Origin of the sequence: Bartonella sp. CL70QHWL (genome assembly GCF_042194855.1) — a bacterium.
Classification (GTDB): domain Bacteria; phylum Pseudomonadota; class Alphaproteobacteria; order Rhizobiales; family Rhizobiaceae; genus Bartonella.
On record NZ_JBHINJ010000006.1, the window covers coordinates 27,707 to 44,013 of the forward strand.

Annotated in this window: 16 protein-coding genes and 1 pseudogene; 8 read left to right on the forward strand and 9 right to left on the reverse strand. The window is 36.0% G+C overall.

Annotated features, from left to right (window positions below; genetic code table 11):
- Nucleotides 1-19: 19 nt before the first annotated feature.
- From ACFIJZ_RS04075 to ACFIJZ_RS04095, 5 genes are all read right to left on the reverse strand, one after another.
- Complete coding sequence (locus ACFIJZ_RS04075) at nucleotides 20-730, reverse strand: ABC transporter ATP-binding protein (protein WP_273791026.1); 711 nt, start codon at nucleotides 728-730, stop codon at nucleotides 20-22.
- A complete protein-coding gene (locus tag ACFIJZ_RS04080; protein ID WP_273791027.1) occupies nucleotides 717-1,499 on the reverse strand; it encodes an ABC transporter ATP-binding protein in 783 nt (260 codons plus the stop codon). Before ACFIJZ_RS04080 ends, ACFIJZ_RS04075 begins: the two co-directional genes overlap by 14 nt.
- Complete coding sequence (locus tag ACFIJZ_RS04085) at nucleotides 1,496-2,554, reverse strand: branched-chain amino acid ABC transporter permease (protein WP_375631122.1); 1,059 nt, start codon at nucleotides 2,552-2,554, stop codon at nucleotides 1,496-1,498. Before ACFIJZ_RS04085 ends, ACFIJZ_RS04080 begins: the two co-directional genes overlap by 4 nt.
- Nucleotides 2,554-3,630, reverse strand: coding sequence for a branched-chain amino acid ABC transporter permease (locus ACFIJZ_RS04090; RefSeq protein ID WP_375631123.1), 1,077 nt, complete (start codon nucleotides 3,628-3,630; stop codon nucleotides 2,554-2,556). The genes ACFIJZ_RS04085 and ACFIJZ_RS04090 overlap by 1 nt, the downstream gene beginning before the upstream one ends.
- A 114-nt stretch (nucleotides 3,631-3,744) precedes the next feature.
- Complete coding sequence (locus ACFIJZ_RS04095; RefSeq protein ID WP_273791030.1) at nucleotides 3,745-4,878, reverse strand: ABC transporter substrate-binding protein; 1,134 nt, start codon at nucleotides 4,876-4,878, stop codon at nucleotides 3,745-3,747.
- A 323-nt stretch (nucleotides 4,879-5,201) separates the two neighbouring features.
- Here ACFIJZ_RS04095 and ACFIJZ_RS04100 point away from each other — a divergent pair, with 323 nt between their 5' ends.
- The 4 genes from ACFIJZ_RS04100 to ACFIJZ_RS04115 all read left to right on the forward strand — a co-directional run bounded on the left by ACFIJZ_RS04100 (nucleotide 5,202) and on the right by ACFIJZ_RS04115 (nucleotide 8,140).
- Nucleotides 5,202-5,777, forward strand: coding sequence for a cold-shock protein (locus ACFIJZ_RS04100; protein WP_273791031.1), 576 nt, complete (start codon nucleotides 5,202-5,204; stop codon nucleotides 5,775-5,777).
- A 251-nt stretch (nucleotides 5,778-6,028) separates the two neighbouring features.
- The gene (locus ACFIJZ_RS04105) at nucleotides 6,029-6,541 is read left to right on the forward strand and encodes a DUF192 domain-containing protein (RefSeq protein ID WP_375631124.1); all 513 of its coding nucleotides are present in this window, start codon (nucleotides 6,029-6,031) and stop codon (nucleotides 6,539-6,541) included.
- Nucleotides 6,538-7,311, forward strand: a complete 774-nt coding sequence (locus tag ACFIJZ_RS04110) for an alpha/beta fold hydrolase (RefSeq protein ID WP_273791033.1) — start codon at nucleotides 6,538-6,540, stop codon at nucleotides 7,309-7,311. Before ACFIJZ_RS04105 ends, ACFIJZ_RS04110 begins: the two co-directional genes overlap by 4 nt.
- A 616-nt stretch (nucleotides 7,312-7,927) precedes the next feature.
- Nucleotides 7,928-8,140 (forward strand): DUF3126 family protein, encoded by a 213-nt coding sequence (locus tag ACFIJZ_RS04115; protein WP_375631125.1) that lies wholly within the window; start codon nucleotides 7,928-7,930, stop codon nucleotides 8,138-8,140.
- Nucleotides 8,141-8,183: 43 nt separating this feature from the next.
- Here the strand turns inward: ACFIJZ_RS04115 and radC are convergent, their stop codons facing one another.
- From radC to sfsA, 3 genes are read right to left on the reverse strand one after another with little or no spacing between them, the layout of a single operon-like run.
- Nucleotides 8,184-8,978, reverse strand: a complete 795-nt coding sequence (gene radC / locus ACFIJZ_RS04120) for a DNA repair protein RadC (RefSeq protein ID WP_273791035.1) — start codon at nucleotides 8,976-8,978, stop codon at nucleotides 8,184-8,186.
- 17 nt (nucleotides 8,979-8,995) lie between these two features.
- On the reverse strand, nucleotides 8,996-9,826 hold the full coding sequence (gene map, locus ACFIJZ_RS04125) for a type I methionyl aminopeptidase (RefSeq protein ID WP_273791036.1): 831 nt from the start codon (nucleotides 9,824-9,826) through the stop codon (nucleotides 8,996-8,998).
- Nucleotides 9,819-10,535 carry a DNA/RNA nuclease SfsA gene (gene sfsA / locus ACFIJZ_RS04130; RefSeq protein WP_273791037.1) on the reverse strand — a complete coding sequence of 239 codons (717 nt, stop codon included), beginning with the start codon at nucleotides 10,533-10,535 and terminating at the stop codon, nucleotides 9,819-9,821. The genes map and sfsA overlap by 8 nt, the downstream gene beginning before the upstream one ends.
- A 278-nt stretch (nucleotides 10,536-10,813) precedes the next feature.
- On the opposite strand from sfsA, the pseudogene ACFIJZ_RS04135 reads away from it, so the two are divergent.
- The 4 genes and pseudogenes from ACFIJZ_RS04135 (at nucleotide 10,814) to ttcA (ending at nucleotide 14,400) form a co-directional block, all read left to right on the forward strand.
- Nucleotides 10,814-11,651, forward strand: a pseudogene (locus ACFIJZ_RS04135) (RNA methyltransferase).
- Entirely contained in the window at nucleotides 11,644-12,471 is an 828-nt protein-coding gene (murI, locus tag ACFIJZ_RS04140; protein WP_273791039.1) for a glutamate racemase, read from the forward strand. The pseudogene ACFIJZ_RS04135 and the gene murI overlap by 8 nt, the downstream one beginning before the upstream one ends.
- A 170-nt stretch (nucleotides 12,472-12,641) precedes the next feature.
- Nucleotides 12,642-13,259, forward strand: coding sequence for a 30S ribosomal protein S4 (gene rpsD, locus ACFIJZ_RS04145; RefSeq protein ID WP_273722651.1), 618 nt, complete (start codon nucleotides 12,642-12,644; stop codon nucleotides 13,257-13,259).
- A 265-nt stretch (nucleotides 13,260-13,524) separates the two neighbouring features.
- On the forward strand, nucleotides 13,525-14,400 hold the full coding sequence (gene ttcA / locus ACFIJZ_RS04150; protein ID WP_273791040.1) for a tRNA 2-thiocytidine(32) synthetase TtcA: 876 nt from the start codon (nucleotides 13,525-13,527) through the stop codon (nucleotides 14,398-14,400).
- Between the two features lie 531 nt (nucleotides 14,401-14,931).
- Here the strand turns inward: ttcA and rimO are convergent.
- Complete coding sequence (rimO, locus tag ACFIJZ_RS04155) at nucleotides 14,932-16,245, reverse strand: 30S ribosomal protein S12 methylthiotransferase RimO (RefSeq protein WP_375631126.1); 1,314 nt, start codon at nucleotides 16,243-16,245, stop codon at nucleotides 14,932-14,934.
- Between the last annotated feature and the right edge of the window lie 62 nt (nucleotides 16,246-16,307).

The following is a 16,307-nucleotide window of genomic DNA, read 5'->3' on the forward strand; positions in this document are numbered from 1 at the left end:
TTTCCTTAATTCGTAGTCTTTATCCACCAAGATAGGCTTCTTTAACACGCGAATCAGAGAGCATAGTTTTTCCTTCACCGTGAAATAAAATATGTCCTACCTCTAAAATATAAGCATAGTCAGCTATGGAAAGTGCAGCAAATGCATTTTGTTCAATAAGAAGAACAGTTTTTCCCATATCATTAATTTTTCGAATAATAGAAAAAATTTCTCGAACGAGAAGTGGCGCTAACCCCAACGAGGGTTCATCTAATATGACCATATCAGGATTGCTCATGAGTGCACGGCCCACAGCAACCATCTGTTGTTCACCACCTGACATTGTTCCTCCCAACTGTTTTGCTCTTTCACGTAGGCGCGGAAAAAGGTCAAATATCCATTCAATATCACGGGAAATTCCCTGCTTATCGTGACGAATATAAGCACCTAGATGAAGATTCTCTAAAACAGTGAGATGGGGCATGATACGTCGTCCTTCAGGACTTAGAGCAATCCCTAATCGCAAAATCTCTTCTGGTGATTTTTTAATAATAGATTTGCCATTATAGGTAATTTCTCCATAAACAGAGCGATTAAGTCCTGTAATAGAACGTACAATACTGCTTTTTCCTGCACCATTGGCTCCAATTAAAGTGACAATACTGCCCCGCTTTATGGACATAGAAAGATTTTGGACAGCTTTAATGGCGCCATAATGAACGTAAAGATTTTTTATTTTAAGAATATCCATAAACATCTCCGCCAAGATAAGCTTCAATAACTTTAGGGTTATTACGAATTTCATCTGGTGTACCATTGGCAATGCAACAGCCATATTCCATAACCAAAATATGTTGGCAAAGCCCCATAACCACTTTCATATCGTGCTCAATAAGAAGAATTGTAAGATCAAAGTCTTTTTGCACTTTTGCGATGAATTTTCTAAGATCTTCACTTTCTTGTGGGTTCATGCCAGCAACAGGTTCATCAAGAAGAAGCAATTTGGGCTTTGTGGCTAACGCGCGTGCAATTTCTAGACGTCGTTGCACACCATAAGGTAAAGCTGTTGCCGATTGATTGGCAAGGTGATCAAGTTGTAGCTGTTCAAGGAGCTCCAAGGAATTTTTATAAACTTCCTTCTTTTCTTTCATTGCTTTTGAAAAAAATAGAGCTGAAGAAAACCAAGGATATTTTTGTCGAACATGCGCTCCTACCATAACATTCTGCAAAACCGTTAACCCTGAAAAAAGACGAATATTTTGAAATGTTCTGGCAATATGGCTTCTACAGATAATATAAGGAGACGCTCCAGAAATTTTTTTCTCATCAAAAAGAATGATGCCGCTTGTAGGAGCATAAAATCCAGAAATCATATTGAAAACTGTTGTTTTTCCAGCACCATTGGGACCAATTAACCCAGTAATACTTCCTCGTTTAATTGCCATATTAACATTATTTACAGCAACTAATCCGCCAAAACGCATTACAATATTATTGAGTGAAAGGATGTTGTCGTTCATAGCTTTCCCTCAGTATTAGAAAGCTTTTTGCGTTTCAAAAAGCTATAAATTCCATTCCATGAGAATTCTCGTTGTCCCATTAACCCTTTTCTCCAAAACAAGATAATTACCAGCAATAAAAGAGAAAAAACAACCATACGAAGTCCTGGGGTTTCTGGAATATGTATAAAACCTAAGTCAAATGGACTTTCAATAATACGAAGCCATTCAAGCATTACTGTAATAATAATGCTGCCAATAATGCTCCCTGTAATTGAACCGAGACCACCAGCAACAACAATCATCAAAATATTAAAAGTCAAAAGAAAATTAAACATTTTTGGATCAATGGTTGAAATAAGAGCCGCCATTAATGCGCCACCTATACCTGCAAAAAACGCTCCAACAGTAAAAGAAAAACTACGGTAGAAAAAAGCGTTAATTCCCATAGTTTTCGCAGCTATTTCATCATCACGGATAGCACGTAATACGTTACCAGTATTGCTTTGCAGTAAGAGGACAATAAAGAGAACAGTAAATGCTAGCCAACCGTAGTTCCACCATAATGTTGCATTTTGAGGTATTCCTTTGATTCCCAAAGAGCCATTTGTGAGCGATGTTGCGTTCGTAATGACAATGCGAATAATTTCTGCAAAACCTAATGTTGCAATTCCAAGATAATCACCACCAAGACGCAATATTGGTAAAGCAATCAATAAACCTACAACTGCAGCACACAAACCACTTACAACAACAGCGATAAAAAAAGGTAACTGTAAATGGTATAATGGTTCAGCAATAGGATCAAGAATCCACATCATTTCTTTTTGTTCAGGGGAAAGAAGTAAAATTGCGCAAACATAAGCACCAATAGCCATAAATCCAGCATGTCCAAGAGAAAACATACCTGTGAAACCGTAAATCAAATTAAGCGAAATTGCCAATATCGCATTAATAGCAATCAGATTTATGATACGAAGCGTATAGTCATTAAAATGGCTATCAGCATAAAATAAAAAACCTATAAAAACGAAAATACTTATACACGATAAAACAGTTGTCGCTGACTTCGCCATTAGATTTTCTCCTGACTTCTTTTACCCATTAATCCTGTGGGCAATATCAATAAAATCAGAATCAATAAAATGAAAGCGAAGGCATCTCGATATCCAGATAGCGCGGGAAAAAATGCGATAATCATAATTTCAATAAACCCTAATAACAATCCTCCCAACATTGCACCTGGTATCGAACCAATACCTCCGATAACAGCAGCGATAAATGCTTTGAGACCAGGAAGAACACCCATATAAGGCTGAATTTGAGGATAACGTAAAGACCACATAATGCCTGCTATGGCGGCAAGAGCTGAGCCTATTCCAAATGTAAACGCAATAACTTTATTGACAGACACACCCATCAAACGTGTTGTTTCAATATCATGGGAGATTGCGCGCATAGCAAGACCCGGTTTTGTTTTATGGATAATCCATAATAGTAATAAAATAAGAATTAATGACACAAAGGGAACGATCAAAGACATGGGAGCAATTCTGATGATACCATCTGCTCCTGATCCTAGATGCCATAAAAATGGTGTTACAAGAAAATCTGGCTGTTGTACACCTTTCGGAACACCACTAAAGAGTACAGTAGCAAGATTTTCAATAAAAAAAGAAACACCGATTGCACCGATAAGTGCCGAAATACGCGGAGCATGGCGTAGAGGTTTATAAGCAAATTGATCAACAGCAACACCCACAGCACTTGTAATAAAAATGGAAAAACAGAGAGCTAAAGCCCAAATCGGTGTAAAATCTTGTGGGGAAATTTTAAAATAATAAACAAATCCTAGCGCAAGAATTAAAAAAGTAGCAATCCAATAAATTGGAGGACGCCTTTTAAAGCCTATAAAGACCGAATAATAAACAAGAGCAGCAAGGAACAAAAGAAGAAAAGCTGCCCAAGCAGGCATAAAGCCAATTGTGGAAAAGAAAACAAAATATGCTCCCAGCATAAAGATATCACCGTGAGCAAAATTAATGAGTCTCAGTATACCGTAGACCATGGTGTAGCCAATAGCAATAAGCCCATAAAGAGATCCCAATGCCAGTGCATTAAAAAAGTACTGGATGAACATTTCAGTGCTCATCTCTCATCCTTCCACATTTGTTAATTTACATAGGACAATAAGAAATTTCTAAGTTTTTGGTTGAGAAAAAGATCCTCAACCAATTCTTGCATTTTAATAAGTACAACTTTTTAATTAAAAAGCAGGTTTAACTTCTTCTAAATAAACACGTTTTCCATCCTGTATTTTAATGATACCAATAGGAATTTTAGGATTATGATTTTCATCCATTGACATATCCCCAAAGGGGGTAGGAAAATCTTTTAATTGGCTAAGTGCGATAGTAATTTTTTCACGATCAGTGCTACCAGCATTTTCAATAGCCTTCATGAACATCATATAACTCGTGTATCCCAAAACAGAATTGATATTTGGTTCTTTGTCAGGGTAAGCTTTTTTCCATTCTTTTGTGAATTCTTGCGCAGCTACTGACATATTTGGCATATCCTCACTATAGGGAAGTGTCGTATGTAAGAAACCTTCTGCAGCTTTTCCTGCAATCGTAATGGTTTCTGGATTATCCATAGCATCTCCACCCATAATTTGAAACTTAGCCCCTAATTCTCGTGCTTGTTTCATGATGATAGCACCTTCAGAAAAGTAAGATGGAATGAATAAGATATCAGGTTTCTGGGCGATAATTTGCGTGAGAACAGCTGAAAAGTCCTGATCTCCAGAATTATAATTTAAATTTGAGATAACTTCACCACCTAATTTTTTGAAAGCACGCGTAAAATAACTTGCAAGACCAATAGCATAATCGCTTGAAATATCTTTAAGGATAGCAGCCTTTTTTGCGTGTAAAGTTTGGCTTACATAAGTTGCGATTCCTACTCCTTGATAGGAATCAATAAAGCAAGCACGAAAGTAATATTTTTTACCCTGTGTAACAAGGGGACTTGTTGAGGACGTTGCAATGGTTGGAGTCTTTGCCTTTTCAGATATTTCACCACCTGCTAACGAGAGCGAAGAACCATAGCTACCAATGATTCCACTCACTTTTTCACTTGCTGTTAAACGCATAACAGCATTAGCCGCTTCTACTTTATCAGACTTATTATCAATAATAACAAGTTCTACTTTACGTCCTAAAATTTCTGGAACTTTTTTATGGGCTAATTCTATACCTCTAATTTCAAGCTGACCTCCAAATGCATTTTGACCACTTAATGGAAGATAAACACCAATCTTAATAGGTTCACTCGCATAAACATTTGCTGTAAATGCCATAAATGCTGCGATTATCGTAAGGATTTTCTTCAATTGCATTGCGCATTTTCCTTAATTGAATTGTCGTTTTTTCACCTTATATTGAACTTCTTCATCATGCAAGTTACACATTAATCAAAATATCATTATGTAAAAAAACTTTTATATGACCTCTTTTGTAGGGCACTTCTTGTAAGGTATGTAAAGTGTACAATCAAATAGTTTTATAAATATTCATGTTGATATTCTCTGACATGAACATAGAAGATACGACAATGTGGGGAAATCTTATCTTGGGGCTTGCGTGTTGATACAAGAGCAATGTTTACTTAAACCTAGAGAATCAATATCGTACAATTTATAAGCTACAGGATCACGTTATTATGACGAGTAAGGATGCATTAAAGGATTGTTCCCCATCTGAGGATAGTATAGGTGCTTGTGGGGAGATTATCGAAATCAGTGGTGTCATTAAGTGGTTTGATGGTAGTAAGGGGTATGGATTTATTGTACCTGATTTACCTCATTTCCCCGATATATTATTGCATGTTACAGTAATGCGAAGGGATGGTTTTCAAACAGCTTTGGAGGGAGCTAAAGTCATTTGTGCTGTGGAAAAAACTGAACGAGGATTAAAGTGCGTTCAGGTGAAATCCATAGATTGTTCTTCAGCAATTCATCCATCAGAAGTTCCAGCCCGTACTCATGTTGTTGTTACTCCAGAAAGTGGACTAGAACGAGCAATTGTTAAATGGTTTAATCGTGACAAAGGATATGGTTTTCTTAGCCGTGGGCAAGGAACGGAAGATATTTTTATTCATATGGAAACATTGCGCCGTTTTGGTTTAGCAGAGCTTCGTTCCGGTCAAGTTGTTCTTGTACGTTTTGGTAAAGGAGAAAAAGGTTTAATGACAGCAGAGATTTATCCGGATATAGGCATTCCTTTAGCTACGCATTAAATTTCACGAGTGAAATCAGTATGTTTTCTGTATTTTTAAAGGTTATTGTTTCATAAATTGCTATAGAAGTATATTTTTAAAGAAAATATAGCTCTCGTGAATCTATAAACCAAATGAAGGAAATTGTGCATATTACGTTGAAAGAAACTAGAAAATAACAAGGAAGCAATTCTCTTGTTTTTTGACTTTTAAACTCTGGTACTTTTTATTTTATAAACAAAATTTAAAATTTTTCTGTGGTGGAGACAAGAATGTTAAGGCCTTTTAAAAAGGGGCATATTGTTTTATTGGTGATGCTTTTTATGCTAGATATGCGTGTTGTTGTAGCAAAGGAGCCCATAGAGATTCCTGTGCATCCGATTCCTTTAGAAATACATACAAAGCAAGGTCCGGTTTTTTATAAGGCAGAGATTGCTTTTACGCCATCTCAAGCAGCAGCTGGTTTAATGTATCGAACTGATTTTCCACGCGATCGTGCAATGCTCTTTAAGCAGCTAAAAAGTTCTCAATCGGGAGATGAGCAGAAAATTTTTATGTGGATGGCAAATACCCCTTTACCTTTAGATATGATTTTTTTAAACTCTGAGGGAATTATTGTATCGATTGTTGAAAATACTTCTCCATTTTCAACAAAGACCATTTCATCAGAAGTTCCTGCAGCTTTTGCACTTGAGATTAACGCTGGTGAAGTTTCTGAAAAAAAGATACAAAAAGGGCAACGTGTTATTCATCCTGTACTTTGTGGAAAGTGCAATAAAAAATGACCGCTGAAGATATTCGTTTTTTTGAATATAATGGTTTGCGATTTGCTTATCGAGAAGAAGGGCAGGGCGCGCCTATTTTGTTGATCCATGGTTTTGGATCTTCTGCACGGGTGAATTGGTATGCAACGGGTTGGTTTCGTATTCTCACTGAAGCAGGATATCGTGTTATTGCTCTTGATAATCGCGGTCACGGAGATTCAGTTAAAAGTTATGATCCTGTCTTTTATACACCTCAAGCTATGGCTGGCGACGCTGTAAAGTTACTACAGCATTTAGAGTTATCTAAAGCTCATGTTATGGGATATTCTATGGGGGCTCGTATTAGTGCTTTTATGGCTCTTTTGCATCCAACATATGTACACAGTGTTATTTTTGGTGGTTTAGGTATTGGTATGGTGACGGGAGCAGGAAATTGGGAGCCCGTTGCTGAGGCCCTTTTAGCAGAAGATATTTCCACCATTACCAATGCACGCGGTTTAATGTTCCGTAAATTTGCAGATCAAACGAAAAGCGATAGACGTGCTCTTGCTGCTTGTATCATCACATCAAAACAGGAGTTAACGGCGTCTGAAGTTTACAAAATCAAACAACCAGCACTTGTTGCTGTTGGTTCATTAGATGAAATTGGCGGTGCTGCAGAGCCATTGGCAGCTTTGTTGCCTTGTGGTGAAGCTATATCAATTCCTGATCGAGATCATATGCTTGCTGTAGGCGATAAAGTTTATAAAAAAGGTGTTATCGATTTTCTTTCTCGTTATCCTATAAAATAAGAATTCTTCATAGCTTTTAGAATTTACAGAAATACCCAATATTTTTATCTCGTATAAATTAAAAAAGCTTATTTAAAAATCTTTCTTTTGTGACATAAGTTTTTATAAAGAATGAAAAGAAAAATAAACTCTTATTAGCTTATTTTGTATATTTTTCAGAGATGTAACTCTTCTAAGATTAGATAATTATACTTTAAAAGTTATTAAAAAGAATTATTTTTGAATGATGTAATAAATATTTTTTGCTAAAAAATGTAGTTTTAAATAAAAAAATATTGTTATTTACATTTTTTATAAAAGGAACAAAATTATAAATTATTGATCAGTTTATTCTTACAAATATGCATTCTAAATACAGATGCTAAAATTGGAGATAAAGTAAAATTATTAAAAATATACAGTTTTTTTGCCATTTTTTAATCTATACGGGTATATTTAATAATGATAGACTCTTTTTATAAACGTTCTTTATGAATTTATAAAGAACGTTGTAAATATATGTAACATTAAGTAAATATTCAGATTATGCTTTTTTACTGACTTTACAGAATCATAAGAGTGTCTTATTTGCGCGACACGCAATTATTTTAATCGTTTCAAAAAACAGGAGAGCATAGTGAATGCTGATGAAATAAAAAAACTTGATCATTATTTTAAAAATATATTCCAAAACTCAGCATTGCAAGTCAGAGCACGGCCTAAAAAGAGTGATTCTTGTGAGGTTTATATGGGAGATGAGTTTTTAGGCATTATCTATCGAGATGATGATGAAGAAGAGCTCTCCTATAATTTTTCAATGGCTATATTAGATATTGATTTAGAAAATTGATTTGTTATTCATAGTTGAATGAAGTCTTTTTAACCCATAAGATTTATATAAGTTTTAACGCTTTAAAGCTCGTATGGTTATTTCGTGCAATAATAAGATGGTCATGGATAATAATGCCTAATGCATTTGCTGCATCTTTTAATCTATATGTCATTGTTATATCTGCATCAGAGGGGGTCGAATCGCCAGAAGGGTGATTGTGGACTAAGATAAGTCCTGAGGCGGATAACTCTAAAGCGCGAGAAATAACTTCACGAGGATAAACAGGGGTATGATCAATGGTTCCAGTTTGTTGCACCTCATCAGCAAGCAAGCCGTTTTTCTTATCAAGAAATAAAATACGAAATTGTTCACGTGTTTCGTGAGCCATAACAGCTTTACAATAAGCTAAAACTTTATCCCATGATGAAAAAATATCGCGTTTAAACAATTGCGCACGAGCAAGACGTCCAGCAACATCTGAAATAATTTTTAAATCAATTGCAGTGGCGGGACCACATCCTGGAATTTCTTGAAGTCGGTGAATGTCCGCTCCCAACACATCAGCTAATGAACCAAAACGCGCTATCAAATTTTTAGCTATGGGTTTTGTGTTTGCACGGGGTATTGTGCGAAAAAGCAATAATTCAAGATACTCATAATCTTCAATTGCATTTCCTTTTGACTTTAAATAGCGCTTCCGAAGACGTTCACGATGTCCTTGATAATGTTTATGAAGCTGTGCGTTTTTCTGAGGCTCTTCACTTTTTCTTTCTGATACTGGGGTGAGTGGAGAACTCGATGTTAATGCAAAGTGATTACTTTGAGTACCTTCCTTTTGATTTAATTTTTTAGCCATAACATCTCTACGTTGCGTTAGGTATGCGAATTTGGAATATAAAAAATATTTTTAGGAGATTGCGTAAATATTTCATATCCTTCATTTGTCACACCAATTGTATGTTCATATTGTGCTGTCAGAGAACGGTCACGGGTAACAGCAGTCCAACCGTCAGATAAAATCTTAACTTGTGGTTTACCAAGATTAATCATAGGCTCAATTGTAAACATCATACCTTGTTTTAATTCGACTCCTTCTCCAGGGTTTCCATAATGGAGGATATTGGGAGCATCATGAAAAAGCTGGCCGATACCATGTCCGCAAAAATCTCTCACAATTGAACAGCGTTCAGATTCTGCATACTGTTGAATGGCTGCCCCGATATCACCTGTCGTTGCTCCAGGCTTAACGACAGCGATTCCTTTCATAAGACTTTCATAGGTTATTTTTAGCAAGCGTTCTGCTGCACGCCTAATTTTTCCAACAGGATACATTCGGCTTGAATCCCCATGCCAACCATCAAGGATAAAGGTTACATCAACATTTACAATATCACCTTCTTGCAAAGGTCTTTTATTGGGAATGCCATGGCAGACAACGTGATTGATAGATGTACAGCATGAATGGCTGTATCCATGATAATTTAGATCAGCAGGAAGTGCTCCTCGCTTAGCACCAAAAACGAATACAAAATCATCAATTTCTTGCGTAGTAACGCCCGGCTTAATAATATCCGTAAGCGCATCAAGGCATTCTGCAGCAATACGACCAACTTCACGCATTTTAGCAAAAGCATAATCATCGAAAATGCGGATTTTTCCATTAAATTTTAAAGGGATTTTATTATATTCGATATACTCAGTCATTGTTTCTTCTATTTTCTATTTTTACTCTCTGAATCGGAAAAATGCCTTCTACACTTACATGACACTTTACAGCATAACATTCTACCCCTGATTTTAATGCTAAATCAAACTTACGTCCATAGAGTGGATCAAGATCATGACAAATTGTAAAAGCTGTGCAATCTTCTCGTTGAATAATATAAAGCATAGCAGCTCGTTTTCCTTGTTGTACAACTCCTATGAGCTCATCAAGGTGACGTGCACCACGTTTTGTTTCGCTATCAGGAAATTCTGCTAATCCTTTCTGACGAATAAAATGAACATTTTTGACTTCTAGGTAACAATCAGGAAGAATGTCATCTTGTAAAAGAAAGTCAATTCGTGATTGTGTCCCATAGCGTTGTTCTTTTAAAATTGTTTTATATCCACTTAATTCTGGTAGTAATCCGTTTTGAATTGCCTCTAACGCAAGCTTATTGGGTAAAGAAGTATTAATGCCAACCAAAGTATTATCGGCTTCAATAATTTCTAATTGATAGGCATATTTTCGTTTGATGTCGTTATGATAAGAAAGCCAAATATTGGAGTTGAAAGCTGTTAATCCAAGCATTGATCCTGTATTAGGTACAGACACGGTGAGGACATGCTGATCATCTTGTTGAACATCTGCAAGGAAACGTTTATAACGACGGATAAGCTTTGCAGGAAAAAGTTTGGGAATAAAGTGCATATCCCTTTTTAGGATTTATGATTTCATAATTCAACTGAGATTATGATTTGCAGGGGCTGTTTCCTATTAAAAGTAGATAAAATTGATGTAAAAAACGCTACGATATTGTTCACTTTAATGGCTTTTAAAATTTATTATTAGGTTTAGAAACTATTATCTTTGAATGAAAAGATAACATTGTCTATAATTTATTATTAAACAGCATTAGAGTATTGTGAAAAAGGTTTCGTAAAAAATAGTGGAGAGGGAGATAGTTTAAGTGAAACTAGGTAAGATTGATGGCAGGAACGAATAAGAATCGTGAAAATTTAACAAATGGTCCCATTATTATTTTAGTTGAACCGCAGCTTCCTGAAAACATTGGTATGGTCGCAAGGGCAATGGCGAATTTTGGGCTTTCTAAGCTTCGATTAGTCAAACCTCGAGAAATGTTTCCAAATGAAAAAGCTAGAGCTGCTGCAAGTAAAGCTGATCATGTCATTAACAATGCTGTGATTTTTAACACATTGCGTAATTCAATTGCAGATTTACACTATGTTTTTGCCACAACAGCACGTGAAAGATGTGGATTTAAAACTGTAAAAAGTGCTGTCGAAGCAGCAAGCGTATTACGTCAGCGTGAAAGTATCGGACATAAGACAGGTATTGTCTTTGGAAGAGAGAGATGGGGACTAGAAAATGATGAAATCAGCCTTGTTGATGAAATTATTACTTTTCCAGTTAATCCTGCTTTTGCGTCACTTAATATTGCGCAAGCGGTTCTTTTAATGTCTTACGAATGGATGAAAACTGGTTTAGAGAATGTCAGCGATACGGCATTTCGTGCCGCAGAGATGGAACCTGCAAATAAAACAATATTTCATGGTTTTTTATCTCAGTTAGAAGAGGCTTTGAATATCCGTGGGTATTTTAGACCCCCAGAACGCAAAGAAGTAATGATTGCAAATTTGCGCTCTGTTTTTACGCGCGCTAACTTTAGTGAACCTGAGGTTCGTTTATTGCGAGGCATTATATCTTCTTTGGATCATTTTTCGCCACAATATCCACGAGGGAGTAGAGCACCTGAAGAACGTGATCGTAAAAAAATTAAAAATAAGTGTGAAAACTAATGGATGAACGACCTGTTCTTTTTTTTGATAGCGGTATTGGTGGTTTAACAGTGTTTAGGGAAGCGCGTATTCTTATTCCTGAAATGCAATTTATCTATGTTGCTGATGATGCAGGATTTCCTTATGGAAATTGGAAAGAAAATATTTTGAAAGAGCGTATTTTGAAGATTTTTACAAATCTTTTAACACGCTACAATCCAGCTTTATGTGTGATTGCTTGCAACACTGTTTCTACACTGATGATAGCAGATTTACGACAGAATTTTCCTCATGTCCCTTTTGTAGGAACGGTTCCTGCAATTAAATCAGCTGCAGAACAAACAAAATCTGGTTTTATTTCCGTATTAGCGACTCCAGGAACAGTTAAACGTGCTTATACAAATGAATTAATTAACTCTTTTGCTGGACAGTGTCATGTTCAGCTTGTGGGAAGTAAAAAGCTAGCTGGACTTGCTGAAGATTATTTACGGGGAAAATCTATCGATTCAGAAGAGTTAAGAAAAGAAATCCTGCCATGTTTTGTGGAAAAAAATGGACAATATACGGATGTTATTGTTTTAGCCTGCACACATTATCCTTTTTTGATTAATTTCTTTCGTGAACATGCTTTATGGTCCGTTGAGTGGATTGATCCGGCGAAAGCGATCGCCAAACATATCAGATCTTTATTACCATTGTCGGGAGAAATACACCATCAATATATAAAGAAATATCAAGATTTTGCGTTGTTGACATCGAAAAATATCACTTCTTTAACGGAGAATTTGTTTAAAGGATTTGGCTTAAAACTCATGAAAGGAGTTGACTTTGGGTTACGAGACCAATAATGATGATCTGGCTATTTTTTCAAGAAAATAGCATTAATTGACGTGTCCCGTGGATAACTTTGCATATTGATATGTTAAGGTATTCTGTCAGTCTTTAGTATTTAAAGGCAGAGGAGGGCGCGTTTCCTTGGGATCTTAAGATCTCGTGTTTTATTTTATAAGGAAATGCGATGAGTAAACGCGAAACAACAAAGTATAAAATTGACCGTCGTATGGGAGAAAATATTTGGGGGCGTCCAAAATCTCCTGTCAATCGTCGTGATTATGGTCCAGGTCAGCATGGACAGCGTCGTAAAGGAAAACTTTCTGACTATGGGGTGCAGTTGCGCGCTAAACAGAAATTGAAAGGGTTTTATGGAGATATTTCAGAAAAACAATTTCATAAAACCTATGAAGAGGCTGCTCGTCGACGGGGCGATACTGGCGAAAATCTTATCGGTCTGTTAGAATCACGTTTGGATGCTGTTGTTTATCGTGCAAAATTCGTACCTACGATTTTTGCTTCTCGCCAATTTATCAATCACGGTCATGTTAATGTCAATGGGCGGCGCACAAACATTCAATCTTATCGTTGTAAACCAGGTGATGTTATTGAGGTTCGGGAAAAATCGAAACAACTTGTTTTAGTGTTAGAATCAGTGCAATTGGCAGAACGTGATGTCCCTGATTATATTGAAGCAGATCATAAACAAATGAAAGCAACCTTTACGCGTATTCCTGCTTTTGCAGATGTTCCTTATGCTGTGCAAATGGAACCTAATTTGGTTGTTGAATTTTATTCTCGATAATTTTTCTGTAAGAGAAATTGTTTCTCTCTTCTAGTATGATAACTTCAAAATATTGTGTTATTCTTACAATATTTGAAGTTAATAAGTTCTTTTTGTAAATGGTTCTATATTAAGTTTATTGCTATGTTTTATAGTCATAAATTTGTATAGTTCCATTTCTTTTTTGTGTATCTAATTTATAAATTCAAAAAACATAAATGTAAGCTTGCTTTAATATTTTTTTATCTTTGCAAAACGAGCTGTTTATTGTGCAGGATATGGTATTATGAATGATGTTCCAGTTGAATATCAAGTAATAGAAGAAAACGAAGGGAGAGATGATCCTTTAATAAGCGAAGCAGATAATTGTCATCCAATGTTTCGTGTTGCTCCTTCAAGCGTAGAATTTAATAAATTACGCAAACGACTTTTACGTCATATGCGACAAGCTTTGGATGATTTTTCTATGCTCTCTACAGGAGAAAAATGGCTTGTTGCTTTATCGGGTGGAAAAGACTCTTATGGTTTATTAGCGCTTCTTTTAGACTTAAAGTGGCGAGGTCTTTTATCCGTTGAAATTCTTGCCTGTAATCTTGATCAAGGGCAACCAGGATTCCCTAAGCATATTCTTCCAGACTTTTTAAGTTCTTATAAAATTCCATATCGTATTGAATATCAGGATACTTATTCCATTGTTACAGATAAATTGGCAGAGTCGCAGACATATTGTTCACTTTGTTCTCGATTACGACGTGGTAATCTCTATCGTATTGCACGTGAAGAGGGATGTTCTGCATTAGTTTTAGGTCATCATCGTGATGATGTTTTAGAAACATTTTTTATGAATTTGTTTCACGGTGGCCGATTAGCTGCCATGCCTGGAAAACTTAAAAATGATGAAGGAGATCTTTTTGTGTTACGTCCTCTTGTTTATGCTGCTGAGGAAGATATGGAAAAATTTTCTCAAGCAATGCAATTTCCGATTATTCCTTGTAATCTTTGCGGTAGTCAAGATGGTTTGCAACGTAATGCCATGAAAGAAATGCTGAAAAATATAGAAAGACAAATGCCAGGACGTAAAGATACGATGATTCGCGCTTTAACAAATGTACGCCCAAGTCATTTGCTTGATAAGAAATTCTTTGATTTTAAAACGTGTTAATAATAATTAGATATTTAAAAAAATAAGTTCAAAGAGTTTAAGATAAGATACTTATTTATAATGATAATTTATTGTTTTTTAATTTAGATACGTCAGATTGTTTTGTTTCAAATTCTCTTATATTGCATCTATAAAAAACATCTGCCTGCATATCACAAAGGAAATTCTCGTGTGCATCAAACTCTCTTGAAAAAAAATTTCTTTCACTAACCAATGACTGTCGCAATATCAAAAATAGGAAAATAGTACGATTGTTGATTTGCTCTTTTGTTAATTAAAAATGGTGAACCTTGTGGATTTTATTTTATTCTGTTGCGCCGCCGTCACCGTCATTTAAGGCATTAAATTAAGAGAATATATAACTGCTTGATATTTTGGGAGTGTATAGCAAACACTCAGGGCAAGAATTGCTCGTAAATTCTCATGAAGTGAGTTACATAAGTGATCAAGTTCGATTGTGAGTAGCTGACCTTTTATAAACCAATGCTGATAGAAATCTTCATCATTGAGGACAGAGAAGGAGTTAAATTTTTAAACGGCTATACCATAAAGGTCATAGGCATCCGATTGTTCGATTTTAACGGTGACAAATTCACCAACACGCAGTGGGCGTCGTGATGATATATGGACAACACCATCTATTTCTGGCGCATCGTACTGACTACGTCCTTTGGCAACTTTTCCTTGACTTTCATCAATAAGAACTTGGAGTCTTTTTCCAATTTTTTTCTTTAAAAGATATGTAGAAATTTGTTGTTGTTTTGCCATAAAACGATGCCAGCGGTTTTCTTTCACCTCTTCAGGAATATTTTCTAATCCCAAATCATTTGCGGCAGCTCCTTTTACTTCTTCATATTTAAAGCACCCAGCGCGTTCAATTTTTGCTTCTTCTAGCCATTCTAGAAGTATATTAAAATCTTCATTCGTTTCACCAGGAAAACCAACAATAAATGTTGATCGCAAAGTAAGATCTGGACAGATTTTCCGCCATTTTTCAATTCTACGGTTTGTTTTTTCCATAAGTGCGGGACGCTTCATGTGACGCAAAACAGCCGGTGATGCATGCTGAAAAGGAATATCCAGATAAGGAAGAATTTTTTTTGCAGCCATAAGTTCGATAACTTCATCAACATGGGGATAAGGATAAACGTAATGCATACGTACCCAAATACCCATATCGCCTAGTTCGCGACAAAGATCAAAGAATTTCGTTTTGATTGTACGATCTTTCCAAGAATTTTCGAGATATTTAAGATCAACACCATAAGCACTCGTATCTTGTGAAATAACCAAAAGTTCTTTTACACCCGCTTGCACGAGTTTTTCAGCTTCACGAAGAACATCGCTGATGGGACGTGAAGTGAGATTACCACGCAGAGTAGGGATGATACAAAAACTACACTGGTTAGAGCATCCTTCAGAAATCTTTAAGTAGGCGTAATGGCGAGGTGTTAAACGAATACCTTGGGGAGGAACTAAATCAAGAAAAGGATCATGAATTGGAGGAATTGCTGTATGAACAGCTTCTATAACGCTTTCATAAGCTTGCGGTTTTGTAATAGCCAATACATTAGGATATGTTTGGCGAATAGCATCAGGATCAGCACCAAGACACCCTGTTACAATAACTTTTCCATTTTTTTTAAGAGCTTCATCAATATTGGCTAATGATTCTTTCCTTGCCGAGTCAAGAAAACCACAGGTATTCACAATAACGACATCAGCTCCTTGATGTTGACGTGAAATCTCATACCCTTCGGAGCGAAGGCGTGTAATAATTCGCTCAGAATCTACGAGTGCTTTTGGGCATCCGAGGGAGACAAAACTAATACGAGGTGCTACCATGATGATCCTACAATTACTATGAATGATTCAGTTACGTTTTTATTAACTTAAAAATAATGTTC